This is a genomic window from Brucepastera parasyntrophica (assembly GCF_022376835.1).
GTDB lineage: Bacteria > Spirochaetota > Spirochaetia > Treponematales > Treponemataceae > Brucepastera > Brucepastera parasyntrophica.
Window position 1 is genome coordinate 2712010 of record NZ_CP084606.1, and the last position, 26198, is coordinate 2738207.

21 protein-coding genes and 1 pseudogene are annotated in these 26198 nt (G+C 47.4%); 15 read left to right on the forward strand and 7 right to left on the reverse strand.

Annotated features, from left to right (window positions below):
• Window position 1: 1 nt before the first annotated feature.
• The 3 genes from K7I13_RS13075 to holA are packed head-to-tail and all read left to right on the forward strand — an operon-like array spanning window position 2 to window position 2435.
• A complete protein-coding gene (locus K7I13_RS13075; RefSeq protein ID WP_255946398.1) occupies window positions 2-268 on the forward strand; it encodes an HPr family phosphocarrier protein in 267 nt (88 codons plus the stop codon).
• Window positions 265-1437, forward strand: coding sequence for a hypothetical protein (locus K7I13_RS13080; protein ID WP_255946399.1), 1173 nt, complete (start codon window positions 265-267; stop codon window positions 1435-1437). Before K7I13_RS13075 ends, K7I13_RS13080 begins: the two co-directional genes overlap by 4 nt.
• Window positions 1437-2435 carry a DNA polymerase III subunit delta gene (gene holA / locus K7I13_RS13085; protein WP_255946400.1) on the forward strand — a complete coding sequence of 333 codons (999 nt, stop codon included), beginning with the start codon at window positions 1437-1439 and terminating at the stop codon, window positions 2433-2435. The genes K7I13_RS13080 and holA overlap by 1 nt, the downstream gene beginning before the upstream one ends.
• On the opposite strand, the gene K7I13_RS13090 is transcribed toward holA, so the two are convergent.
• Genes K7I13_RS13090 through uvrC form a run of 3 tightly spaced genes read right to left on the reverse strand, consistent with a single transcriptional unit; the run spans window position 2426 to window position 6322 of the window.
• On the reverse strand, window positions 2426-4114 hold the full coding sequence (locus K7I13_RS13090) for a capsule assembly Wzi family protein (RefSeq protein WP_255946402.1): 1689 nt from the start codon (window positions 4112-4114) through the stop codon (window positions 2426-2428). The genes holA and K7I13_RS13090 overlap by 10 nt on opposite strands.
• Window positions 4114-4323 carry a hypothetical protein gene (locus K7I13_RS13095; protein WP_255946404.1) on the reverse strand — a complete coding sequence of 70 codons (210 nt, stop codon included), beginning with the start codon at window positions 4321-4323 and terminating at the stop codon, window positions 4114-4116. The genes K7I13_RS13090 and K7I13_RS13095 overlap by 1 nt, the downstream gene beginning before the upstream one ends.
• A complete protein-coding gene (gene uvrC, locus K7I13_RS13100; RefSeq protein ID WP_255946406.1) occupies window positions 4301-6322 on the reverse strand; it encodes an excinuclease ABC subunit UvrC in 2022 nt (673 codons plus the stop codon). Before uvrC ends, K7I13_RS13095 begins: the two co-directional genes overlap by 23 nt.
• 33 nt (window positions 6323-6355) lie before the next feature.
• Between uvrC and K7I13_RS13105 the strand changes: the two genes are divergently transcribed.
• The 8 genes from K7I13_RS13105 to K7I13_RS13140 all read left to right on the forward strand — a co-directional run bounded on the left by K7I13_RS13105 (window position 6356) and on the right by K7I13_RS13140 (window position 16666).
• Window positions 6356-7891: a LamG-like jellyroll fold domain-containing protein gene (locus K7I13_RS13105; protein WP_255946407.1), complete on the forward strand. Its 1536-nt coding sequence runs from the start codon at window positions 6356-6358 to the stop codon at window positions 7889-7891.
• Window positions 7892-8278: 387 nt separating this feature from the next.
• A complete protein-coding gene (locus K7I13_RS13110) occupies window positions 8279-10084 on the forward strand; it encodes a tetratricopeptide repeat protein (protein ID WP_255946408.1) in 1806 nt (601 codons plus the stop codon).
• Between the two features lie 945 nt (window positions 10085-11029).
• The gene (locus tag K7I13_RS13115; RefSeq protein ID WP_255946409.1) at window positions 11030-12463 is read left to right on the forward strand and encodes an NAD(P)/FAD-dependent oxidoreductase; all 1434 of its coding nucleotides are present in this window, start codon (window positions 11030-11032) and stop codon (window positions 12461-12463) included.
• On the forward strand, window positions 12460-13749 hold the full coding sequence (locus tag K7I13_RS13120) for an NAD(P)/FAD-dependent oxidoreductase (RefSeq protein WP_255946410.1): 1290 nt from the start codon (window positions 12460-12462) through the stop codon (window positions 13747-13749). The genes K7I13_RS13115 and K7I13_RS13120 overlap by 4 nt, the downstream gene beginning before the upstream one ends.
• A complete protein-coding gene (locus K7I13_RS13125) occupies window positions 13746-13889 on the forward strand; it encodes a hypothetical protein (RefSeq protein WP_255946411.1) in 144 nt (47 codons plus the stop codon). The genes K7I13_RS13120 and K7I13_RS13125 overlap by 4 nt, the downstream gene beginning before the upstream one ends.
• A gap of 98 nt (window positions 13890-13987) precedes the next feature.
• A complete protein-coding gene (locus K7I13_RS13130; RefSeq protein ID WP_439647443.1) occupies window positions 13988-14128 on the forward strand; it encodes a DUF1667 domain-containing protein in 141 nt (46 codons plus the stop codon).
• A gap of 142 nt (window positions 14129-14270) precedes the next feature.
• Window positions 14271-15842 carry an alpha-amylase family glycosyl hydrolase gene (locus K7I13_RS13135; protein ID WP_255946413.1) on the forward strand — a complete coding sequence of 524 codons (1572 nt, stop codon included), beginning with the start codon at window positions 14271-14273 and terminating at the stop codon, window positions 15840-15842.
• Window positions 15843-15976: 134 nt separating this feature from the next.
• Window positions 15977-16666 carry a hypothetical protein gene (locus tag K7I13_RS13140; RefSeq protein ID WP_255946414.1) on the forward strand — a complete coding sequence of 230 codons (690 nt, stop codon included), beginning with the start codon at window positions 15977-15979 and terminating at the stop codon, window positions 16664-16666.
• A gap of 197 nt (window positions 16667-16863) precedes the next feature.
• On the opposite strand, the gene K7I13_RS13145 is transcribed toward K7I13_RS13140, so the two are convergent.
• Window positions 16864-17982, reverse strand: coding sequence for a M24 family metallopeptidase (locus K7I13_RS13145; RefSeq protein WP_255946415.1), 1119 nt, complete (start codon window positions 17980-17982; stop codon window positions 16864-16866).
• Window positions 17983-18064: 82 nt separating this feature from the next.
• Between K7I13_RS13145 and K7I13_RS13150 the strand changes: the two genes are divergently transcribed.
• Entirely contained in the window at window positions 18065-19444 is a 1380-nt protein-coding gene (locus K7I13_RS13150; protein ID WP_255946416.1) for an MFS transporter, read from the forward strand.
• On the opposite strand, the gene murJ is transcribed toward K7I13_RS13150, so the two are convergent.
• Entirely contained in the window at window positions 19441-21045 is a 1605-nt protein-coding gene (gene murJ, locus K7I13_RS13155) for a murein biosynthesis integral membrane protein MurJ (RefSeq protein ID WP_255946417.1), read from the reverse strand. The genes K7I13_RS13150 and murJ overlap by 4 nt on opposite strands.
• 224 nt (window positions 21046-21269) lie before the next feature.
• Between murJ and purA the strand changes: the two genes are divergently transcribed.
• The 3 genes from purA to K7I13_RS15955 all read left to right on the forward strand — a co-directional run bounded on the left by purA (window position 21270) and on the right by K7I13_RS15955 (window position 24542).
• Window positions 21270-22493 carry an adenylosuccinate synthase gene (gene purA / locus K7I13_RS13160; protein ID WP_255946418.1) on the forward strand — a complete coding sequence of 408 codons (1224 nt, stop codon included), beginning with the start codon at window positions 21270-21272 and terminating at the stop codon, window positions 22491-22493.
• A gap of 337 nt (window positions 22494-22830) precedes the next feature.
• Window positions 22831-24387 carry an AMP-binding protein gene (locus K7I13_RS13165; protein ID WP_439647444.1) on the forward strand — a complete coding sequence of 519 codons (1557 nt, stop codon included), beginning with the start codon at window positions 22831-22833 and terminating at the stop codon, window positions 24385-24387.
• A 29-nt stretch (window positions 24388-24416) separates the two neighbouring features.
• Window positions 24417-24542 carry a hypothetical protein gene (locus K7I13_RS15955; RefSeq protein ID WP_439647445.1) on the forward strand — a complete coding sequence of 42 codons (126 nt, stop codon included), beginning with the start codon at window positions 24417-24419 and terminating at the stop codon, window positions 24540-24542.
• Between the two features lie 117 nt (window positions 24543-24659).
• On the opposite strand, the pseudogene K7I13_RS13170 reads toward K7I13_RS15955, so the two are convergent.
• Together K7I13_RS13170 and K7I13_RS13175 are read right to left on the reverse strand one after the other, a co-directional pair.
• Window positions 24660-25655: pseudogene (locus tag K7I13_RS13170) on the reverse strand (CotH kinase family protein); the annotation flags it as partial.
• Window positions 25607-26116: a hypothetical protein gene (locus K7I13_RS13175; RefSeq protein ID WP_255946419.1), complete on the reverse strand. Its 510-nt coding sequence runs from the start codon at window positions 26114-26116 to the stop codon at window positions 25607-25609. The pseudogene K7I13_RS13170 and the gene K7I13_RS13175, both read right to left, overlap by 49 nt.
• Window positions 26117-26198 lie beyond the last annotated feature (82 nt).

A 26198-nucleotide genomic window follows, 5' to 3' on the forward strand; every position in this document is an offset into this window, starting at 1 on the left:
GATGACAAGAAAAACTGTGACAATTAAAAACCGGGCAGGCATCCACGCCAGGCCTGCGGCGCTTATTGCGCAAACCGCCAACCGGTACGCTTCGGAAATCGTAATTGAACGGGATGATACCCGCATTAACGCAAAGTCGATAATGGGTATTATTACGATGGCTGCCAGTTATAATACCCAGTTAACCCTTTGTGCGGAAGGGACCGATGAAGCTGAGGCCATTGCCGCCCTTGAGTCCCTGTTTGAAAATAAATTTGAAGAAGAGTGAAACAGCTCCGTCTTGCTTTTTTTCCCGTTAAATATACTCTGCCTTTTTTAGTTACCGCAGCTGTACTTGTATTTTTAATTTCATTTTTAATCGCGGTTGAATCCTTTGAAAGTCTGTTCGCCGCGACTCTTTTTACAACCCCCAGGGGGATTCTGCTTTTTGTCGCCTTACCGATTACAGTGCTTGCCGCGGCCGGTTTCCTCATATATTTGATGATAAGCAGGGCCATGCGGGCAGGCGGACTCGGGCGTTTCGGGTTTAAGATATTCTGTATATTTGCCGCGCTCTGTTTCGCGGCTGTTATTCCCCAGACTGTCCTTACCGGTAAATTTGTCGGCGCCGCCCTCGGAACCTGGTTTAATAATTCAGTTACTATGGCCATGCACTCGGCGGAGGAATTTGCGCGATTATATATTGATGAAAGGGAACATCAGCTTGAAAATATTTCGACCCGCTACTTTAACGGGCTGGCAATACAGACCTACCGGGTTTTTCATCCTGACTGGATGAGCGAAATGCGGGTAATAGACGCTAACGCTGCCGCCTGCCAGGTATATCAGATTGAGGAAACGGAAGAATCATATGTATATTTTCCGATTGTTGAGGCGGGAGATTCAGGAGTGTTTTTAGGGGAAGAGCAGTTTTCCTCCATAAAAAACGGACTTTTTGCGGTAACACCGGAATATCCCCTGCTCCGGTACGGACAGGTCGTCCGGTACGCAAACAATACATATGTATGCATTTATACTTCTCTGCTGCCTGCGGATTATCACAATAAAATGTCAAAAATCCGGGACGCATATAATCAGACCCTTGTCGTGGATAAACTTGAACCGCTTTTACCTGCGGCCGGGTTCTGGATTTTCATTCTGTTTTTGCTTCCTTCCCTGTTAATGGTTTTTCTCCTTGCCTATTACGCCTGTTTCAGACTTTCGGATCCTGTCCGCTTTTTGTCGGAAGCGGCTTTGAAGATAGCCGATACGGATTATTCATACAGGATTGTTCCCCAGAAAAATGATGAATTGGGAACTCTGAGTTCTCTGGTAAACGCGGCAGCCGATGGCATGGAAGAAGCAAAACTGCACCGCAGAAAGGTGTCTGTTTCCGATATAGAAACTGCCATGCAGCAGCTGGAAAAAATGAACCCCCAGTTTTCAAAGGAAGAATAATGTCTGCACCAATCTGGCTGTTCACCGGGCCCGAAATCGGAGAAAAAAAAGCCGCAATTGACCAGATACGTGAAACCGCTGTAAAAAACTGCGGCAATCTTGACAGTCATTCCCTCTATTTTCCTGATTCAAAAATGGGGGACGTTATTTCTCTTTTGCAAAATGGTTCTCTTTTCGCTGACGCCCGGTTTATTGTACTCCGGAATGCCGAGCAGATAAAAAAAAAGGAAGATATTGAACAGCTTGCATTATGGGTATCCGGTTCTGAAAATATAAAAGACGCCTTTCTTGTTCTGGTTTCGGATGAAACAGGCATTGATAAAAAGGTTGAAGCTCTTATTCCCAAAGATAAGAAAAGAATTTTCTGGGAATTATTTGAGGACCGCAAAGAACAGTGGATTAACGGCTTTTTCAGAAAAAACGGATATTCGATACAGCAGGAAGCTGTTTCTGCAATTCTCGAACTGGTTGAAAATAATACTGACGCTCTCCGAACGGCCTGTTCCCTTTTTCTCCTCTTTTTCCCGGCCGGATACTGTATTACGGAAAACGATGTTGACAGTATTTTGACCCATAACAGGGAGGAGTCGCCTTTTTCCCTGTTTGATGCATTGACCGGAGGAGACCTTGAAGTTTCCCTTGAAATTCTGCGGAAACTGTCCCTGTCAAAGGAATTCGCTCCTGTGCAGGTAATTGCCGGGCTGACCTATTGCTTCCGGCGGCTTTCGGAATGGCACGGCCTGGCTGTTTCCGGGGGAACAGATGAATTCTCCCTGAAAAAAGCCGGTTTTACCAGCAAAAAGGCAATATCCCAGTACCGGAAAGCGGCTGTGCGCTGGGACGCCGAAACCGCCGGCAGAATTCTCGCGCTTCTCGCAAAGACCGATGGGGATATCAGAAAAAACGGTTCTGCTTTCCAGGATTTGCAGATGGAACTGTGTTTATATGCAATCCTGGAAAAAAACGGAAAAAAGCCGGCGGTTGCCGATTACGGCTGAGTTTCGGTATTTCTGTTTGCCAGCGTTTTGGTTTCATAAAACCATTTGCAGCCCATCTTGTATACCACTTCCACGGCCTTTTTGCCTGATATATGTTCAGCGTTAATTACATATCTGACATCAACTGACGCGTTCGCTTCAAGATTGTGCGGAAACGGCCAGACAGCCTGCACGGTAACGCCGTGAATATATTTTCTGACTTTCCCGTCAAAATAGTCTTTTGTCGCAGTCCATTTTCCGGAATCATAATCATAGTAAACCGGAATATAATCCGGGTCGCCGGCGGCGCCCTGCACAATTTTGTTAAGATACACCGGCCCCTTGATTGTCAGAACATAGCCTGCCTCTATCCGTTTTCCGTCCCGGGAAAGGGCAATGCCCTTCAGCATAAACTGATCAACATCACCGCCTTCCGGGTGGCCGAGCGGAATATCAAAGCCGTCCCAGCCGCCGGTAATAAGCTGCCGCTGATACATGGTTAAATAAGGCTGCCACCGGTTATAGGTCCATTCATCAACATGATTGTATTCAAAGTTGATACTGAACCGCCAGTTCGCCGCGGGAATGGGCAGGATAACCTTTGTGCCGATTTCCCAGCCCCAGCAGTTCGGCTTTGCGTCTTCCGATTCGGAGGGTGCCCGGGTATCATCCATGAGAAATTCCCCGTACACAAGAACATTCCGGACCGGTATAAACCAGGCGTCAAGAAGCAGCATTACATTGCTGACTCCGGGAGTATAGGTGTTATGCCAGTAAATCGCGGGCAGAAAATTAAAGAGGTCAGGAATCTTCCCGCCGACCAGCTGCATTTCAGCCGCGCCGAAGCCGACCCTTGAAAAGGGTTTGAATTCAATGCGGTGATATGTGAACATTTTAAATGGAACGGAACTCTGGGTCGCCGCATCATGATTGCTTTCTGTATCCCATCCCCATGAATTTCCGTTCTGTTCCGAATAGGTTTGTACATAATATTCCTGTTCATTTAAATGTGACGCCGATGTTCCCCAGAGGCAGAACAAACGGAAATATTTTGTCCACCAGGAAAACTGGACATGATCATACCAGCGGGCCTGGCCGTTCAAAAACAGATTTGATTCCCCGAGTCCTATTCCCGTTTTCAGGCGGCCCGCAACAACGGTTGCGTTCTTATTTGACCACGAAAAATAACCGACCTCGGGAAAAGTCCACCAGCGCAAATATTCCTGCGGTTCCCAGATTGCAAGAAAGCCTGAACTGTCCGCATATTTTACTACCGAATCATTAATAAAATCGAGCTGGAAAATACCGTAAAATGATGTTGAACCGAATTCAACAGCCCCCAACAGAATGGGATCGTCAAGTCTGAGCCGGTTCATCAGGGATGAATCGGACATTCTGTTAGTCAGATCGAGACCATGCCAGCCAAGAATAAAGGGCTGTATACTTACCTTCCCGCGTAAAAAAAGTCCCTCCTGGTTTTTTTCCGTAGCGATTCCGTAATATTCGGCTTCGGCAATTGAAATTGACTGAACTGTTGTAGGTATATTCCGGCCTTCGGAAATCATTCCCATATATGCCCACTCAAGCAGGGTATCAGCAGAGTTCAGGATTTTACCGTTCTGGGCAAATATATGGTAATGGGGCAAAAACAAAAACAATCCCGCTAAAAAAATCAGTGAATATCTTTTTTTTCCGTGCATTAGGCTGTTCCTTGTGTCTTGGCCGCATTTTCAAAATGCATTTTTTTGAAAAGCAGGCCTGAATCAGGGGAAATCCGCTTCCCGGAAAATCTGAAAAACCAGGCCTGAGCGCTTCCATAGTATGCCACCATCTCACAGTTTATGGAAGGAGGGAAAAAGGCACAGCCGCCGCTGAAGAAAAGCGTTTCAAGTTTGTTCTTCTTTTTCACCGGATTCACCCGCGAGCCGGGCAAGGGTATCAATATAGGATGAATCAGCCGGAGTTTCTGCCTTTCCCGCTCTTTTTTCCCTCTCATCATTTCTGAACTGTAAAAGGGCGGGTACCGCCGCAATAAGGTCCTTAACGGCTGATTCCGAAAGCGAAAGAAGTTCAGTCAGCCGTACCTGTTCCTCAGGATTATTAATTTTTCCGGCAAGATTCTCAAGGGATCCGTACTCTTTCAGTAAGCGCACCGCTTTTTTCGGGCCGACACCGGGAAGCGATTCAAAAATCAGGCGGGTATTTTCCTTTGTCCTCAGCCTTTGATTTCTGCTTGTTGCAAACCGGTGCGTTTCATCCCGTACCCGCTGCAGGAGCCGCAGGGCGTCCGAACGTTTTGGAAGACGCAGCGGCGTTGAATTTCCCGGCAAATATATTTCTTCATCCTGTTTGGCAAGGCCGATAACAGGGGTATCCGCCCCGAGCGAATCCAGAACTCCCTTTACCGCATTCACCTGTCCTATCCCGCCGTCGATCAGGATAAGATCGGGCAGATCGCTGTTTTCATTCAAAAGTCTGGTGTAACGCCGGGCCGTGGCTTCTCTGAGCGAAGCGAAATCGTCAATAACCCCATCGGTCGTCCGGAGCCGGTACATCCGGTAATTCTTCCTGTCCGGATTTCCGTCGCGGAAGGTTATAAGACTTGCTACCGGCAGCCTGCCGCCTATGTGTGCGATATCAAAACCTTCAATTCTGGAAGGAATATCAGGCAGATTGAGAATTGACCTCAGTTCTTCAAGGGCGGGGAAATCTCCCTGTTCCCTCAACCGCCTGGAAGCGTCTTCCCTCGCATTGAACAGGGCAAGAGACATAGCCGCAGTATGGCGTTTTTCTTCCGTTTGACCATATCCCGGAACAGGCTCGGCGGCAAGAGAAATACCTTCTTCCTCATTTTCCTTCGGTTCGGGAGGAATTATGGCCTGGATCATTGTGGTAATTCCCAGCTGTTCCCTGAACCACTTTTCCGCAAGGGACAGACCTTCTTCTGTGGGAACAAAAATTCTCGGTGGGACCTGTTCGGGGTCGGTATAGAAAGCCATCAGGAATTCCGGCAGAATCTCTTCTTCATCTTTTAAAGTCCGGGCGCGGTACAGATCCCGGGCGACTAAACGGCCATTTCTCATTTTCAGAACAGCAAAGGTTACCATAGTGCCTTCTGAAGCCCAGGCAATATAATCCCTGGATTCGGGGTCCATATCCTGTACCGCATTCTGTTCCTGCAGTTCCTGCATCGCCGCGATTCCGTCCCGTATTCTTGCGGCTTTTTCAAACTGGAGGTTTTTTGCGGCCTCCTGCATTACAGCCTTCATTCCCTCCAGCGCCTGCTCGGAACCGGAATTCAAAAACTGTTCAATTTCACTGACTTCATTCAGATATTCTTCATGGGTAATTTTTCCGCAGCAGGGAGCTGAACACCGTCCTATATGATAATACAGACAGGGAGTATCACGTTTTTTAAACGTCCTGCACTGTCGCAGCTTGTAATTCCGTTTTATAAAAACAAGAAACTGATCCGTGGCTGGAATGTTCGGGAACGGGCCGAAATATTTTGCTCCGTCATTCTGAATGCGCCTCGTGCGGAAAAGACGGGGATACTCCTCATTGGTCAGTTTTAACATGGGGTAGGTTTTTCCGTCTTTCAGATTAATGTTATAGCGGGGCTTGTGTTTCTTTATCAGCGTATTTTCGAGCATGAGGGCTTCATACTCATTGTCCGTTGTAATATATTCAATGGAATGAGCTTTTGAAACCAGAATTCTTGTTTTAACGTCCTTTGCCGAATTGAAATACGACAAAAGGCGGTTTTTTAACGACTTTGCCTTACCTATATATATTATCTGCCCGGTTTCATCCTTCCACAGATAAACTCCGCTGGATTTCGGGGCTTTCAGGGCTGTTTCATGCAATTTTTGACGAATTTCTGCCTGTTCTTTCATTGTACTTATCATACCATTCTGCCGATATTCTTGATAAGTGGTAATATGCGAAGAATTACATATATTTGTCTGACACTGATAGGTCTCATTTGGATGGTTTCTCCCGTGTTTCCGGAGGAAAAAGTCATTACGCTCGGCGGCGCAAAAGGCTGGGAGGCACTTTCCTTCTCGGACGGAATAACCCGCGGTCCCGGACAGCTTGGCTTTGAATCGCTGATTCTTGATAATAAGGTCCCTGCGGAAAATTCCGCAGTACTGGATATGTATATCCCCTTTGATTCAGGCGGCATAACGGACCAGGCCGGGAATTATTCGGTAGTTTCTTCCAGGGTCCTCCAGATTGAAACGCCCCGGGCCCGGAAGGGCGGGGGCGCCGCGCTCTGCAATACTGCGGGCGAAGGTCTCGTCCTGCAGGGAAAGCCGGGAACGCTCTTTGCGAATCCGGGAAAGGCTGAATCGTTTACAATAGAATTCTGGATGTATCCTTCTGTAATCGAAAACGGAAATATGCTTTTCCAGTGGCGCTCGTCAAATCTGGAAAGAAATACATCAATTTATCAGTATATTCATGCGGTTTTGAGCGGAAACCATATTGAATGGAGGTTTTCAAATATATGGAGGACTCAGGACGGCCGTTATTTTGATGTTTCCGTCTCAGGAAGAAAAAACCTCATGCCGGATACCTGGAGTTTCCATGAAATATCATATAATGCGAATACCGGACTCCTTGAATACCGGCTTGACGGACGAACAGAAGATATCCGCTATATAACTTCCACCGGCACGGCCCGGGGCGATATATATCCGGCAATTTTCGGAACTTCCGCCGCCGTGGAACTTGCCCCGGACTTTTCCGGCCTGCTTGATGAGGTGCGTATATACCGTTCTCCCGCTCCTCCCGTAAGTCTTGAACGCATTCACGCTATAAACGGAAAATTCCGTCCGGAAGGCGGTCGGTTTGAATCCATGCCCATTGATTCAGGCGGGATTATGTCTTCGCTGAATAAAATAACCGTTGTTTCAGGTGTTCCGGAAGGCACCGATATTGCTTTTTTTGTCCGCTCAGGCGATAATTTTTATCAGTGGAATGATGTCTCCCCTGAATGGATTCCTGTGCGGCCCGGAACACCGATTACAGGTATTTCAGGCAGGTATTTTCAGGTCGCAGGTGAGTTGTATCCTGACGGGAATGGTGATTTGAGTCCCTACCTGACCTCCCTGAGCCTGTATTACGATCAGGACAGTCTTCCCCTGCCTCCGGCGCGGGTGTCTGCGGTTGCAGGCGACGCATCGGTGACCCTCAGCTGGATTTCTTCCATTGACTCCGATACCGCAGGATATCTGATTTATTATGGAGAACATTCCGGTGAATACCTTGCTCCGGGGTCCCCTCTGGACGCCGGCAAAAATCTTTCTTATACGATTACCGGTTTAAAAAATGGAAAGCAATACTATTTCAGCATTGCCGCTTATGATGATTCCGGTCCCGGTTATCCGGGGCCTCTTTCCCGTGAAGTATATGCCCGTCCCCTTGCAGTGCGAAAAAGCGAAGCCGGGGCCGATTCCCCGTATGCTCCATAGACTTGGGTTTGTCAGGCACGTTTACAGTACTTCCTTGCCTGACAAACACTTCCAATCGGAACTCCCGTCATTCCTAATAAAGATGGGAATAAGTTACGGAATTAAAGCAGGAGAAATCCTGCAGCCCCTGTTAATTCACGTTCCCGGAATGCTTTATAGTCAAATAATTAAAATTATTTGACTATTTCCAATTGTAAGTGTTCCTGATATACAGAATTATCTAATTCTGTATATCAGGAACTTTAATTAACGGAGTATAAAAATATTTTCAGATATGCAGAAATAGCTGAAATATCTGCGGTATTCTGCTATATTATATATATTCAAGTAGATTATTTGCAGAATGTTCTTTTTTTTTGCGAATGGCTCAAGTGTTGGAGATTTTTCATGGCTGATCAAACCGAGATTGTACTGGAGCGTGCCAATTCGGCACTTATTGCCCGCGATTTTCCTTTTGCTGAAAAACTGCTTACCGGTTTGCTTAAGCAGGATCCTGACAAACCTGAAGTTCTTTCCCTTCTCGGACTCGTCTATATGCGGAGCGAGCGTTTTGAAAACGCCCTTTCAGTATATGAAAAACTGGCAAAAATATATCCGGACGATATTGACATTCTGAATAGCCTCGGGATTATTTACCGGCGGCTTGAGCGCTATGATGATTCCATAGCCGTACTGACTGAGGCCCGGCAAACCGGAAAAGATCCTGAAACAGTCATATATAATCTCGGAAATACCTATAAACAAATGGGAAACTACGAGGAAGCCGCGGAATGTTTTCAGGAAGCCATTGAGCTGAAGCCTGATGATGTCCTTGCCTATAACCATCTCGGAAGCATTTACGCTATGAGCGATAAACCCGAACTGGCAATTCAAACCTATCAGCGGGGACTTCAGATTGACCCGAATCACCCGTTTATCCATTTTAATCTCGGACATTTGTATAAAGTACTCAACCGCATTCCTGATGCCATTGCGGAATATACTGCCGCCCTGAAAACTAAACCCGGCTGGGTGGAAGCGCTGCGGGAACTTGCCGATTTATATGATAAACAGAACAATGGCCAGAATTACCGGGATACTCTGCGCCGTATTCTCGCTGTTGATTCAACTGATGCAAAGGCCCTGTCCGGACTCGGGCAGTCCGCCCTGCAGAACGGGCATGAAGAGGAAGCCCTTTCATATTACCGGAAAGCTGCCGACAGCAATCCCGGAAATGTTGAAGCTATGCTTGGGCTGGTCAGGATTCTGGAAAAACGCGGAAGTTTTGATGACGCCGTCGCTGAATTGCGCACCTTTGAACAGAAATTTCCAGATGTTGTGGAAATACTGCTTCAGCTTGCCGGCCTTTATGTACAGCTCCAGCAATATCCCGAGGCAAAGGGAGTTTTCAAAAAAGTTGAACAGATCGCTCCCAACGATATTAACGCGCTCCGCCTGCAGGGAAAAATGTATGCCCAGCAGGGTGCTACTGAGGAGGCCGAAGTATATTTTTCCCGCATGCTTGTGCAGGATCCCTCCGGGGTCGATTTCAGGCTTGATCTTGCCGATCAGCTGACCGAATCCGGAATGCTTCCCGAAGCCGAGGACCAGTATCTTGCCTATCTCAATGAACGGCCCAGAGACAATGCTGCCCGCATTAAGCTGGGCAATTTATATGAAACAATGCGGGACAATGAAAAGGCCGTTTCTTCCTATCGGCAGGTTTTGCGTTCGGACCCGGACAATACCGACGCCAGGGCAGCCCTTTCTCTTGTTTACCAGAGGACCGGCAGAAATATGGACGCGGTCCAGCTTGCGGATGAAATAGTAAATCTTCAGGGAAGCCGGGGAACCCAGGATGATCTGAGTAAACTTTCGGAGTCTCTTGAGCTATATGAGCAGGCTGTAAACCGTTACGGCATGAGCAATCCCGGGGTACTCGGCAAAAATCTGGATATGCTCCGCCCCAGGATGAGGAAGAAGCGGGCGCCGAAACCGCTCCGCTTCCTGAAGAAGAGCCCTTTGTTCCCGCGGACGAGGACACGGTGGATGTGTCTTCCTTTGATGAAGAAATCGCGGAAAATGAGGATCTGCCCTTTGATGAACTTGTCCAGCTTGACGGGGAAGAAGATATATCTCCCGATTCGCTGGACAGCCTGGCAGCCGATGAAGAACTTCCGCTCACCGGCGAAGATTTTTTTGACGAAGAGCTGAGTCCTTTTATTCCGGAACCGCAGCCCGAACCGGGGACTGAGGAATCTTCCCTTACCCTTCCTTCCGAGGAACCTCCTGCCGTTGCTGAATCTGTACCGCCGAAAGAAACGGACCGGGACACCGGGCTTCGTGAACCGGTCGAATCTCCGCAGGAATATTCCCGGCCCGAAGCGGAAATACCTGACGGCGGAGAAGAATTTGCGGAAGACTCTTTTCCTGCGGAAGAAGATATTATTACTGAAGATGTCCCCGAAATGATAGGCTCCGATATGGATCAGGAAATCCTCAATCTTGAACCTGAATCCATACCCGAACCGCCCGCTGATATGCCGGGGCCGGGAAATCCGGAACAGATTCCGGCGGATAACGCCCGGGAGCCTGCTGGGGAAGCGGGGTTTCCTGCGGCAGATTCGCAGCCTGAACCGGATATTCATGACGCTCCCGCCGTCGAAGAAACGGAATTTGAGCCTGCCGGAGATGATACCGGCGTTTCCGGGGAAGAAGGGGCGGAGGGGCTGATTTTTGTCTCTGATATAATCTCTGATGAGGCTGTCGCCGGCCATCCCGATATGCCGCTGCCATCGAGACTTCCTGACGATGAACGCTTTGAGGAAATACTGGCCGGAATTTCAAGCGAAGAACTGCTGGGCCTTCTTGTATATTTCAAACAGATTATTCTTGCTCTTCCGGAAGATACGCTCGCCGATTATCTTATAAGCGATGAACGCATTCAACTGGAATATGTTATTGACTGCCTTTCAGGAAATCCCGGTATCAGGGAAGATAAAAGGATAAAAGAAATCAGGGAAAAGTATGCTCTTCACCGGACAAAACAGCCCGGCCTGCTTGAGACCTTTACTTTCCTTGAATCGCTTGTAACCATGCTGCCGGATCAGGGTTTAGCAGGTGCCCTACGCAATCATCTTGAACAGATCAGGACCAAAATTGAACAGGACAATGTATGATGTCGCCATTATCGGCGCAGGTGTAACCGGGACTTCCATAGCAAGAAAGCTGTCCCGCTATAAATTACGGATTGCACTTCTGGAAAAAGAAGCGGATGTTTCCTTTGGTACTTCAAAGGCAAATTCCGGTATTATTCACGGCGGCTTTCATCACAATAAAAAATACCTCAAAGCCAGGCTCGAAATTTCCGGGGCTGCCATGTTTGACCAGCTCCAGCGGGAACTGGGTTTTCCGTTCCGCCGCTGCGGCATTCTGGTCGCCGCCATGCACCATGACGAGATGGAAGCCGCGGCCCATCTGTTCCGGCAGGGACAGGAAAACGGCGCGCCCGGAATCGAATTCTGCTCCAGAGAGCGGATGCTCGAGCTTGAACCGAAACTTTCACAGAATGTGGTAGGCGGCGTATATGCGCCATCCGGAGGAATCATTGAACCCTACCGCTTTGTGTTTTCCCTGCTTGAAAGCGCCGTAAAAAACGGAACCACAGTATATACGGAATTTGAAGCCAGTCATGCCGAATGGGCTGAAAACTGCTGGAATATAACAGCCTCGGACGGCAGGAATATTTTGGCCCGGTATGCGGTCAATGCGGCGGGACTTTACGCCGACAACATTTCAAAAATGTTCGGAGCTGAAGAATATACTATTGAAGCCCGTAAAGGTGCGTATTTCCTGCTGGACCGGCTGGCCGAGGGCCATCCCCAGCGGGTTGTTTTCCCTGTTCCCTCGCGGATTTCCAAAGGGATGCTGGTTATTCCTACTGTTGAAGGAACAACCCTCATCGGACCCACCGCGGACCATGTTGATAATAAGGAAGATAAGGCAACAGAAGGAAACCATCTTGCCCTTATCTCCGCGTCCGCGAAACTGCTGGTCCCCTCGGTTTCGGAACAGGACGCGATTACGAATTTTGCCGGGCTGAGGCCCGCCCTGAACGACGATTTTTATATTGCCTTTTCGGAAAAAGTCCCCCGGTTCCTGCAGGTGGCCGGGATCCAGTCTCCGGGCCTGACTGCCGCGCCTGCCATAGCCCGCATGGTAAAAGACATGCTTTTAAAAGACGGACTGGAATTATCCGAAGACCCCTCCTATGATCCTTTTATCCGTCAGACTGTTCCGGTCAGAACCCTTCCGGCAGAGAAGCGGGCCGAACTTGTGGAACAAAACCCGGCTTACGGCAATATTGTATGCCGCTGTGAAGAAATCAGCGAAGCCGAAATAGTCGAAGCAATCCGCCACGGTCATACAACGCTCGACGGCATCAAATTTTACACAAGAGCCCAAATGGGCCGGTGCCAGGGCGGTTTCTGTACGGGAAAAATAATCAGGCTGATACAGCGGGAAACAGAAATCCCATACAATAAAATAACAAAGCGCGGCGGCGACAGCCTGATTCTGGAAGGTGAATTATGACGGAAATCCGGTATGACGCTGCGATAATCGGCGCGGGAGCGGCGGGAATGGCTTCAGCCTCGACCCTCTCGGACCGGGGATACCATCCTGTTCTCATTGACCGGGAAGAATTCACCGGAGGCATTCTGCTCCAGTGCATTCACAACGGTTTTGGCCTACACCGGTATAACGAAGAGCTGACCGGCCCCGAATTTGCCTTCCGCCTTGAAGAACAGATTGAAAAGGCCGGCATTCCGTTTTTGTCCCGGACTACTGTCCTTTCCATAGAAAAACAGGAATCGGAGTTCAGACTCCTTGTTTCTTCAGCTGAAGACGGCCTCCGGACAATTATCTGCCCGGCGGTTGTTCTTGCGATGGGCAGCCGGGAGCGGAACCGGGGAAATATCAGGATCCCGGGCGACCGGCCGGCGGGAATATATACTGCGGGCCTCGCCCAGAGGCTTATTAACATTGACGGATATCTGCCGGGAAAAAAGGCCGTTATTATCGGTTCGGGCGATATAGGCCTTATTATGGCGCGCAGGCTCACCCTGTCCGGGGCCGAAGTCGCTGCTGTTGTTGAAATCCAGCCGTACCCCTCCGGACTGACCCGAAATGTAGTGCAGTGTCTTCAGGATTATAATATCCCCCTGTATCTTTCCCATGCGACCACACGCATAAACGGCCGGGAACGGGTAACCTCAGTTGAAGTTGCCCCGCTCGAAAACGGCACCGTAAACCAGGAAAAAACTTTTTCGATTCCATGTGACACGGTCCTGCTGTCGGTCGGACTGATTCCTGAAAATGAGCTTTCCGCAAAAACAGGAGTGGAACTGAATCCGGTCACAAACGGACCCATTGTCAGGGCTAATCTGATGACCTCGGTACCCGGTATTTTTGCCGCCGGCAATGTGCTGCATATTCATGATCTGGTCGACAGGGTTGCCGAAGAAGCGGAACGGGCGGGCTGCGCCTGTGCGGACTGGCTTGATTCCGGCGGAACGGCCGTTCCGTCCGGAATTCAGCTGAAACCGGGGCTCAACATCCGTTATACAGTCCCTTCACAGATTATTCCGGAACAGAATATGCGGATTTCATTCAGAAGTATGGTTATAATTGACCGGGCGGTTGTCAGACTCGAGCAGAACGGCAGGGAGCTTTTTTCAAAAAAAATATCATGGGTCCGCCCCGGCGAAATGATCCAGCTGGATATTCCGCCGGGTACAATACCCTCAAATAAAATGTCTTCCGGTAATTCACCGGTTACCGTTTCGCTGTATAATGCTGAAAGTGAGGACAAAAAATGACGGAAATGATTTGCATTCTGTGTCCGCGCGGCTGTCACCTGAGTGTAGGGGACGCTCCCGGCTTTCAGGTGACCGGTAATTTCTGTCCGCGCGGGGCCGCGTACGGCAGGGAAGAAATGGAATCCCCAGGCGGGTCGTAACCGCGACCTGTCCGATCCTCTTTGCTTCCGAAGAAGAGCGAGCCGGATATGCAAATCTCGGATTACCGAGACGTATTCCGGTGAAAACAAAGGAACCAGTGCCGAAATCAGATATTTTTGATCTGGTCAGGGACATAGCCGGAACCGCGGTCCCCCTTCCGGTCCGTATCGGGGACACCATTATCGAAAACTGGAGGGGACAGCATATATCTGTTATAGCTACCGGAAATGCGGGGTAGGAATTCCGGTAGCTGAATCCATGTCCGCGTAAAATATGCGGTCCAAAACTCCGGAAAGGGATAGTTTTCGGATATTTGAGCAATTAACTCTTGCAAAATCTGCTTTGTACATGATAATATATTTGTGAGGAAAAATATTACTATGCCAGAAACGCCAGCTTGGCTGAAAAACGCCATTTTTTATGAAATTTATCCGCAGAGTTTTTATGATTCAAACGGGGATGGAATAGGTGATCTCCAGGGAATCATACAGAAGCTTGATTATGTTAAGAATCTTGGCTGTAATGCAATTTGGATGAACCCCTGCTTTGAATCTCCATTCAGGGATGCCGGCTACGATGTTTCCGACTATTATGCGGTTGCACCCCGGTACGGTACAATGGACGATCTGCAGCAGTTATTTGAAGAAATCCACAAACGCGGTATGCATATTATCCTTGATCTGGTGGCGGGCCATACTTCCGACCAGCACCCCTGGTTCAAGGAATCCTCCAAACCGGAGCGGAACGAGTTTTCCGACCGTTTTATCTGGACCAAACAGGAATTTGACGATATGCAGAATATGCGGGGTATGTACGGCATGACCGACCGTCCCGGCGCGTATGCGGTTAATTTCTTTTCCTTCCAGCCAGCCCTGAATTACGGTTTTGCCGAACCTGAATATGACTGGCAGTTTCCCGTATATCATCCGTCCGCGATAGCCACCCGCGAAGAACTGAAAAAGATAATGCGTTTCTGGCTTGACAAGGGCTGCGACGGCTTCCGTGTCGACATGGCCCATTCCCTTGTAAAAAAAGACCTGGGAAGGCGTGAAACCATAAAAATCTGGCAGGAAATCCTTCCCGAGATGAAAACAAATTATCCTGAAGCCGCTTTTGTATCCGAATGGGGCTGGCCCACATCGGCAATTACCGCCGGTTTCCATATGGATTTTTATCTTCATTTCGGCGTCCGCGGTTATAATGCCCTGTTCCGCAACGGCAAACGGAGCTTTTTCAGCGAAAAAGGCCTCGGCAATATAAAGTATTTTACCGAAGAATATATTGATCTTTTCCGTGAAACAAACAGTACCGGATATATTTCTTTTCAGACCGGTAATCATGATATGGTCCGTCTCGCAAAAGACCGCAGCCAGAGGCAGCTTGAGCTGGCCTTTGCCTTTTTGCTGACCGTTCCCGGAGTTCCCTTTATTTACTATGGTGATGAAATCGGAATGAAGTATGTGGAAGGACTGATATCAAAAGAAGGCGGATACAGCAGAACCGGTTCGCGGACACCAATGCAGTGGACAGCGGGAAAAAATGCGGGCTTCTCTTCGGCGGATGCAGACAAGATGTATTTGCCCATAGATCCCGACCCCGATTTTCCGACCGTGGAGAAGCAGGAAGCAAATCCGGCGTCTCTTTTGAATTTCGTAAAAAAGATGATCGGATTCAAACGGGAACATGCTGCGCTCGGCAGTGACGCCGAGTTTTCCGTACTGTATGCCAGGGAAAATTTGTATCCGTTTATTTACAGCAGAAATACCGAAACGCTCCGTTTTGTAATCATCATGAATCCTTCGGAAGAACCCCAGACTGTTGCAAAAGATGAAGCAGGTTTTTCTCTTGCCGACGCAGAAGTCCTGATGGATATCGGCGGAGTTCCCGTAATTAAGGATGACGTAATTACTGTTCCTCCGGAAAGCTGCTGTATATACAGGATGAACATATAGGCTCCGTGCCTGTTCCCGTGAAAAACATACCTCCGCGTTTTACCTGTTCCGGTACCGGCGGAAAAGCAGTTTAAAACACATTTTGCATGCGCCTGGTCCCATGCGGACAGGATATTTTTCCCCGGATAAAAAAGATGGTTGAAATACTTGAAGTTGAAAATGAAATACTGCTGGGCCTGCTGACTGCCGAACTCGATACATTACACATCGAGTATCTGGTCAAAAAAATAAACACAGCTGTCCTGCCAATAAACAAAGGCACAGACGCCTTTGCCGTCATTTTTTCCGATGCGGTAAACAAAGAACGGATAATCGAAATTTATTTGGATTTAGCGGGACTCCCAAAAAATGAAAAAGCTGCAGCGGAAGAACGAACAGAAAAAGAACGCAATAGCATAATGAAAAATATCCTGCTGATTCTTGCGGTTCTGATCCTGCTTTTCATAATAATCGCGCAGAGAAAGTCACTGAATGAAATCAGGCGGGTCCTTGAAGTCCGGCATGAACCTTTTATATACAAATGGTCAGAAGATTTGCGGGAAGTAAACACTTATCTCGAAATAAGCAATTATCATTTTGAAAAATGTATTGATAATGACCGGAACGGGATTTTTGAAACAGTCAGAATATATTTGCCGAATAAAATGACTGTTATACAGGAAGATAAAAATCAAAACTACTTTTTTGAAAAACAGACAATTGTAAAAGATAATGAAATAATCTGTGAAAGCATATCAACGAAAGACAATGGTTTTTTTGACCGGACGGTTTATTCGTGGCGAGGGTTTAATACCATGAATAAGTCCAGCTTTGTTTTTTTATAGGTTCTATGGTATTAAGCCCGAGTCCAATTCCACGGGAGAACAAACTACCCCGTGCGGAGTACGGGGTAGTTTATTATAAGGATCAAAAAGTATACAGGATACTGATTTATGATGAGGAATCCGGCACACTCACTATTGAGTAAAAAAAGTGCGCCGTCAAACATTCCTGTGGCTGAATCCGGCGAACCGGGAAAGATTTATATCCGGATAATCCGTGACCGGGTTAAAACTTCATTTCCGGTTTCCGTTATAAGTATATCGTTTTCAAGACGGCAGCCGCCGTGCGCAAGATCATACAGCCCGGGTTCCAGAGTAACAACCATACCATTTTCAAATATCCAGGGATTTTCTTCCAGGTTTTTGATAAAGGGTCCTTCATGGGCCTCCAGCCCTATACCGTGGCCGAGATTATGGGGCATTTTTTTTCTCCCCCTGCGGAAAATATCATCAACTTTCCTTGCCGCCTCCTTTGTCGGGGTTCCCGGTTTATACAGGGGGAGGGCGGACGCATACGCTTTTTCAACGAGAGACAGCATTTTTTCCTGGGCCTCTGTTAATTCGCCGGCCGCAATCGTCAAAGTCACGTCGCTGCCGTAGCCCTGATACTTTATACCGAAATCAAGGATTGAAAGCCCTTTTGTTCCGAAAGGTGCCGCCGTATATGCCGGAAAGGCATGGATTCCAAAACTCCGGTCAGGACCCGCCGCCAGCGTTTCAAAGCTGGTGCCGTCTCCGCCTGCGGCACGGGATTCCCGTTCTATCAGCAGAGCGGCGTCCATTTCTGATTTTATTTTGCCCGTTTTTACCTGCTTTTCAATCAAATCGATTATTGAATCAGTTATTTCACAGGCTTTTCTGAGCAGTGTAATTTCTTCTTCGTCCTTTATAGCCCTCATTGAACTTATTTCAGTCCAAATCCCTGATTCCCGGCACAAAACATCATATTCGAGCAGGGCCTCAACATACTGCAAAAACAGCGGGTAAGGGGTATTTCCCGGGATTTCGATATGCGACCCTTCAGGAAGTCCGATTTTTTCGGCGATTCCCCTGACTGTTTTAACGGGATTTCTCCCGAATTCGGTATACGGTACTACTACATCAACGGCAGCCATTTGTTTTGCGAGATTTTCATCCCAGGGACATAAAACGGCATGACCTGTTATAGTCAGAATAAGCATAGCGTCTGAAGGATGCCCGGAAAAATACCTCAGCGCAGGATTCCTTCTGCCTTCGGTATCTTCGATGACCGCCATGGAAATACTGTTCCTGGCCATCCATGTATATAATTCAGCTCTTCTTTTATCATAGGTAATCATAATAACTCTACTATATGCAATTTCTTTGACAGGGTAAAGCAAATACGGTATTATATAAACAATATTTACTGGAGGAAGGTGCATGAACGTCTCTTTTCCCAAGAAGTGTTTATATGCACTCGGTCAATTCGGTCTGGTACTTTGTGCCTATAGTGCGAGCAATCTTTTTATATCATTTTATGTTACGCGGGGATTCTCAGGTACGACCCTGTTTCCTCCTCTGCTTAATGATCGGTATTTTTTCGGTTTTTTCACAATTACAGGTCTGATTATTGCGCTGGGAAAAATTGTTGATGCCCTCGGCGGCGTGTTTTTTGGATGGAAATCAGACGGCAGCAGATTCAAAAAAGGGCGGCGGGTCAGTTTTATGCTTATTTCCGCGGTCCCGCTCGCCATTTGTTCTTTTATGCTTTTTTTTCCTCCTTCGGAAATAAACATAGATTTGAATTCCGTTTACGTACTGGTAATAACCGTACTTTTTTATGTTCTGCTTTCATGTTATGCAACTCCCTATCTCGCGCTTATGACCGAACTCGGTCAGCGTCCGAAAGACCGCCTTTTGCTTGCCACTCTGCTTGCCTGCGCCACATCTTTTGCTTCCCTTCTCGGAAGCCGGATCATATATTTTATTGAAGTTGCGGCCATGCGGTACGCTGTTCAGCCGGTAACATCTTTTAAGGCAATTGTTACCATCTATGCGGTGATTTCGTGTATTTGCATGCTCCTGCCCGCCCTGTTAATTAATGAGGTAAAAATAAGCGATAGCAAGCCTGTCCGCGATTCACTGGGTCTTTCCGGACGGGCCGTACTGAAAGATAAATATTTCCGTTCCTTTTTACTTTCAAACATTATGTTCCGGATTGCCTTTGCTTCGACCATTGCGGGGTTTTTCTGGTATATAACGCGGCTGCTGGGATTATCCGTCGATACTGCGCTTGCCCTCAATTCCCTGATCTTTTTCATTAATCTGCTGATTTTCTTTCCCGTCGCCTTTTTTGCGCAGCGGTACGGAAAACGCAAAGTCCTGTTTTTTGCCGCGCTTATGTATATGCTGTTTTTAATTACAGCTATTTTTGCAGGCAGGTTCGCAATTAATCCTTATGCGCAGGGGCTGGTCCTCGCAATTCTTGTATCCATTCCATATTCTGTTTTTACGGTAATACCGAATGCGGTTGTATCCGATCTGACTGTTGCGGCCGAAAACCTGACAGGCAACCAGAGGGGCGGAATGTACTTCGGAATTCATGCCCTGGCTGAAAAGACGGGAGAAATGTTTTCGACACTGCTTTTTCCGGTGATTATCGGGCTGGGGGCAAAATCTGTCAGTCCCGGGACCGAACCCAGCCACTTCGGACTTCGGCTTACACTGATTATTGCTGCCATTTTCACTTTTATCGGCTTTCTGTTTTTATTCGGCTACCGTGAACGTGAAGTCGCGACCCTGTTTGTTAACAAGGATTAATTCTCGCCGCTGTCTGTTTTATCCTTATCCGTGTCTTTTGTTTTCCGGAGTTTTCCTCCAACTGCAGCGGCGACCCTGCCGAGAATGGGGTCTCTGCTTATTTTAAGAAGGATTATCCCTACCAGGCCGAAAATGAGTGCGCTGCAGATGAGAGGAATTGTCTGCCCGGCTATTCGGCCGAGGCTTGCAAAGGGCTGGTATATTGCGGATTTAAAATACCAGACAGGCAATGCGGCAATAACCGAAAAAACGAGCATTTTAACGGCGTAAAGCAGCGTCGGGACTATTATTTTTCTGAATGCTTCCGGGTCTTTTTTCTGCAAAAAGAAAACCAGCAAAACCGTATTCGCCGCGCTCGCAAAGCTCAGGGCCAGCGCGATACCTCCGCCCCGCATCGGCTTAACCAGCAGAATTGCCATAATAATGTTGACGCTGAAAGAAACAACCCCGGCTATGGTAGGCGATTTTGTATCCTGTTGGGCATAAAATGCGGGCGCGATAATCCTGTTGAGTGCAATAAAATACAGTCCGCTGATGTGCCAGTTAAAGGCGGTAAGAGTCAGAAAAACTGATTCCTCCGAAAAATTTCTGTTTTTGAACAGGAGAATGATAATATTCTCTCCGGAAACGAGGGAAAAAAATGTTATCGGAATGGTAATAAGGGCTATGGTATTCATTGCCTGGAGCAAAAGGGTGTTGAATGATTCCCAGTTTTTTCTTGCGGCAAGCCCCGATAAATCCGGCAAAATGACGGTCCCTATTGAAACCGCGAAAATGCCCAATATCAGTTCCTGGAGCCTGAGCGAATACTGGAGGCTTGAAACAACACCCGGACCCGCATTGCCTGCAAGCAGGGTGGAAACAAGATCATTCAGCTGGTATGCAGCCATCCCGATTATGGTAGGCGCTATCAGTTTCAGAACAGTTCTGGTGCCGGGATTTGAAAAGGCTTTTTTCAGGGAAACAAAGAAAAACCGGAAGCCGCTTTTCAGCACAAAGGGCAGCTGAAAACCAGCCTGAATAATACCGCCAATCAATACTCCTATCGCCATCGCACGGGCGGGGTTTCCCGCCTTTTCATGCAATAAATACGTGCAGCCAATAACACAGAGATTAAAAAGGATGGGAGTAAAACCTGACGGTGAAAATATCCGTATGCTATTGAGTATCCCCTGGAAAAAAGCAGCAATTGAAATAACGGCAAGATAGGGAAACATGATTCTTGTAAGCAGGATGGTTTCCGAAGTGGCTGTTCCGAAAAAGGGGATGATCAGCGGAGCAATAAGGATGCCGATGATAACGACCACAGTTGTTAAAAAAGAAACAAGCGTGAACACCGCGGAAAGGAAATCCTTGATTTCTGTTTTATTGTCCGCTTCGAGATAATGCCTGAATGTCGGAATAAAGGCGACTGAAATACTGTTTTCGGCAAAAAGCCTGCGCAGAAGGTTGGGAATAATGAAGGCCACCGTGAAAGCGTCCGAAAGCGCTGAGGTCCCCAAAAAGGAAGCCTTTGTCATTTCCCTGACAAGGCCCAGAATACGGGAAATAAATGTAAGCAATGAAAGTTTTGATCCGCTTTTTACCAGTGACTGTGCCATAATCAAACCAGCATATCACACGGAACCTCATTATTGAAGAGGGTCGCAGTTCCTTTTTCCATTCCGTCCGTTTACACAAAAACTTTTTTCCGTTACACTCTTCTGTGTAACAAACTTCCGGTTTTGCCTATTGAATGGCAGCCGGTTTTTTTGTGCTTGGAAAAACCGGAGAGAATATGATTCCGGTAATCCACTGTCCGGGTTCCGGAAAAGGATGCAGAATTATGAATGTAGTAGTTATTGGAGCCCAATGGGGTGACGAAGGTAAGGGAAAAGTAGTTGACTATCTGGGCAATGAGTCCCAGTACATTGTCCGGTTTTCCGGCGGTGCCAACGCCGGCCATACTATTGTAAACAATGGAGTACAATATGCCCTGCATCTTGTCCCATCCGGTATTTTGCATCCGAATAATACGGTATATCTTGGCGCCGCAATGGTTATCGATCCTGAAGCTCTTTTTAATGAACTTGCTATGCTGAAAGAACATAACATTAACTGGGAGGGGAGGGTTTTTATCTCAGACCGCGCCCATCTGGTACTGCCCCGTTACCGTGAACTTGATATACAGCGTGATTCAATGCGGAAGCGGCCTATAGGAACAACGGGCCGGGGCATCGGCATTACCTACGCCCTTAAAAGTGAAAGAGACAGCATCCGTCTTGCTGATCTGACCTGGAAAGAAAAAATGGATGACCTTGAAGACGCCGACAGGGCTTTTCTTGAACCCTATCTCGACCGGCTGCTTTCAATGAAGGTGAATCTGACAACAGAATTATGGAATGCCCGCGGCAAAAAAATCCTGTTTGAGGGCGCTCAGGGCGCTCTTCTCGATCTTGATCTTGGGACATATCCCTATGTTTCATCTGGTTTTTCATCGGCGGCAGGAGCTGCCATAGGCGGATGTATAGGACCCCGCGCAATAGATAAGGTTCTGGGCGTTTTTAAAGCCTATTCCACCAGAGTTGGCAATGGACCGATGCCGACCGAATTCAATGCCGACAGTCAGAGCGAGCTTTACAATTTTGTGCGGGACACGGGCCGTGAATACGGTGTCACAACAGGCAGACCGCGGCGCTGCGGGTATCTTGACCTGGTCGCGCTCCGTTATGCCTGCCGTTCAAATTCGATAGACACACTGGCGCTGACCCATCTTGACGTATATGACACACTGGATACTGTCGAGGCCTGTATAGCGTATAATATCGACGGAACAATTGTGGAAGAATTTCCGGCTTCGATAGAAGATCTCAATAAGGCCACCCCCATACTGAAAACCTTTAAAGGCTGGAACACTTCCCTGAAGGAATGCCGGTCTTACGATGATCTTCCGGCAGAAGCCCGCGAATATGTGGATTTTATCGAACTGTATACAGGGACCCGGATAGGAATTATTTCGGTCGGCTTTGACAGAAATGATACCTTTGTCCGGGAAAATATCTGGAAATAACAGAACCCTTTTTCCCTGAACCGCCGGGAAGGAGGAATATATCCTGCCCGGCGTCCTGTGTCTGATGCGATCAGGAAATATGTGAACCGCAATTTTCCTTGATTATTTCTGTATAACTATCGCCTTTGTCTCCAGAATTTTATCCGGTTGAAAAAAACCGTTATCCGTTTTTCAAAGATGCCGGCAAAATATTCTCCCCGGATATAAACTTTGACTGTTACTTCTCTGTATTTTATAGGCTATATAAGCATAAAATGATTATATTATATCTAGTGATTCAGGGTCTGTTTTAAACATACCTGAAACTGTCAAAAATGACTGATAACGGGAGAAACCGGTGGAAACAATACAGGATGTAGGAGCATATACATTAACAGGATTACTGGAAAACAGCATTAAAAAATTCGGGCCAAGGCCGGCGCTTGCCTTTGTTTCCAGTGAGCCCCTGTCATATGACCAGGTCGGTGAAAAAATAAACACGGTAAAAAATCTTTTATACCGGCTTGGCGTAAACGCAGGAGATAAGGTCGCCCTGTTAAGTCCAAGCAGTCCGAACTGGGGGATAGCCTATTTTGCCATAGTTTCGCTTGGAGCAATAGCTGTTCCCCTTTTACCCGGATTTACCACTAATGAAGTTATCGCCTGCGTACAGCATTCCGGGGCAAAAACCCTCATTATTTCTTCCAGGCTTATGGACGTACTCCCGGACCCCTCAGGCGCAGGAGTTTCTACGGTGATAAAAATAGATGACTTTGAAGTTACCTCAGGAGCGGAGCAGCGCACCGGTGATGCTCCTGAAGTGTTTATTACGGAAGACGAGACGGCTTCAATTATCTATACTTCAGGAACCACCGGCCGTTCAAAAGGTGTGGAGCTGACCCACAAGAATGTTGTTTTTACGGCTATTCAGGGACAGTTTTTCCAGCGGATAAATAAATTCGATATAGGGCTGTCTATCCTGCCTCTATCCCATGTATACGAATTTACGATAGGTTTTTTAATGTTTATACTTAACGGGGCCTGCATATTTTACCTGGAAAAAAATCCCACGGTTTCAAGCCTTCTCAGCGCACTGAAAATTGTACGCCCGACACTGATGCTGAGTGTCCCCGCAATTATAGAAAAAATATATAAAAACAAGGTTGTTCCGACATTCACGGAAAAACCTGCTGTCCGCCGGCTGTACAAAATGCCTCCGTTCAGGAAAATTTTCCACCGGATCGCAGGGAGGTCTCTTAAAAAAACTTTCGGCAGCAGGCTTGTTTTTTTCGGGATCGGCGGATCAAAGGTTGACCCTGTGGTCGAAAAATTCATGAAAGAAGCAAAATTTCCCTATGCCATAGGATATGGTCTGACGGAAACTTCTCCCCTGCTTGCCGGCGCCGGCCCGAAGCAGACGAAGCCCGGAACAATAGGTTTTGCAATGCCCGGCGTGGAACTGAAGATTCTCGATCCCGATTCTGAAACCGGAGTCGGAGAAGTTGTGGCGAAAGGTCCTAATGTTATGAAGGGATACTATAATGATCCGCAATTAACGGCATCCGTATTTACCGGCGACGGATGGTTTAAAACAGGCGACCTCGGTCTTTTTGATAAAAAAAACAGACTGTCTCTCAAGGGCCGTTCAAAAAACATGATCCTTGGAGCAAGCGGTGAAAATATTTATCCGGAAGATATTGAATTTGTGCTTAACCAGCACCCCCTTGTTACGGATTCCCTGGTCGTTGAGGGTGATAATTCCTCACTCGTCGCGCTTGTACAGCTTGATGAAGACAAGCTGAAAGCAGAAGCTGAAAAAAATCCCCAGACCCCGGGCAGGTCGTATCCGGACTTGTTAATGATGCCGTATCGGAAGTTGCCTACCGGCTGCAGTATACCCGGGAATCGATCCTGAATGAAATAAAATTCTTTGTAAACAATCAGGTGAACCGTTTTTCCAAAATTGACAAGGTCGAACCTGTTGATGAATTTGAAAAAACACCAAGCCAGAAAATAAAACGCTACCTGTATTCAAAAAAGGATGAGCCGGACAAAAAAGATGACAAGTAACTGTATCTGAAAATATCCGGCGCTGAAAAAATTCAATACCGGATGTTCCATTCATTTACGGCACACCGTTGACCATGGCGGCCTTTGCCTTAAAGAAATTTGTTGAATCGTCTCCGCTCAGCAGCCGGTAAAAAGATGTCGTTCCCCAGGGGCCGGCGCGTCATAAATAGACTTGTAGCTCTCAGAATCATAGTCAGCCACCGTATCGTTATCCACAGAACCGGCTATAATGGCGTGCCAGGTGTCTATGCGCTGTTTGCTCGCTGTATAGGTAAAATAGCTGTTCTGGTCGTTCACCAGTTCCTTGAGGTATTGTACATATTTGGCTTTGAACTCATCAACCCGCAGAATTTTGGTAAGCAGCGGACGCTCGTCGTCCTGTCCCCAATGGAGCGGGTCTTTTGTGCCGGCGTCGCCAAAATAGTAAAGATCATTTGATGTTCCCAGCGTATTGTCATAGTCATAGGGAATGAAATACACTTTCCCGTCTTCATCAAAATACAGGTAATAATTGTTTTTGTTATTCCAGTAATCATCCCACATACCGCATACTACATTTACCGCATAAGTTTTTAAGAAAAGGTCCATATCCATTTTTGATTCAAACCACGCTTTTATCTCCGCCGGATTTGAATCATTCAGATTATTGAGTCCGTCTATAAAACTGAGCAGCTGATTGTATGCGGTTGTAAGAGCTGTTTTATTAGTTTTCAGATCATAATCGTAACGTCTGCTTTGGCTTTCATCAAGGTGGATATCTTCAACCCCGACAGAATAATATCCCCTGTTTACGAGATCAGGCCCTGCTCCGCCGGCCCAGCAGCACTTCCACAGATTTCCGGCGTCGCCGTCAAAATCTTTCCGGCCCTTCAGGAACTGCTTGTTTATTTCCTCAATCATGGCGTATACGCCGTAATAGGCCACATCGCCTCCGATTATTATGGTAAGCTTTGTATATGAAGCTCTCGGGGCCGTCCATACACCGTAGCGTTTAAAAAGGTCATAACAGTATATTTCCCGGACATGCATGGGGTCGCCCTTAAACCATTTCAGATTTACACCCTTCATGGCTCCGGACATTTTGTTATCATCATCGTCATCGAGCCATTCCTCAAAATCGACCTTGAAATGGGCGTGGTGGTAGGCGGGATTCGAACTGCTGTGCGTCCCCCTGTGGCCCCCTCGGGCCTCCGGCGGCTGGTGTTTCCCCTGATACGTACGCCTATGTTATTCAGCCGCCATACGGAATCTCCCTTTTTGTAGGCATAGTTTGCGTATACGGATTCTTCATTTTTCGGGTTCTGGTCATAATACTGGAGGAGTTTATTCCATTCCGCTTCCGTAAAGGTCAATACGGTCTCACCAAGAGTACTATTATCGAATATCGCATTGAGACTGGTTTCCCTGTTGCCGACTTTCGGATTGACATCGGTCCCTGTCCAGAACCCTTCCGGCGGATTTACAGGATTGGTATTATTATTTTCAGGAGCAGTTGACTGGTCGCACCCTGAAAAACATAAAACCATAAGGGCAGTTATCAAAATTGCCTTTGTTTTTATCAGTTTACATTTCATAAGGGCCTCCGACTGCTTTACATAATCATCATATACTTTTTCCGGCGGGTTTTTTATGTCCGGATATTTGAAGTATAGCCCC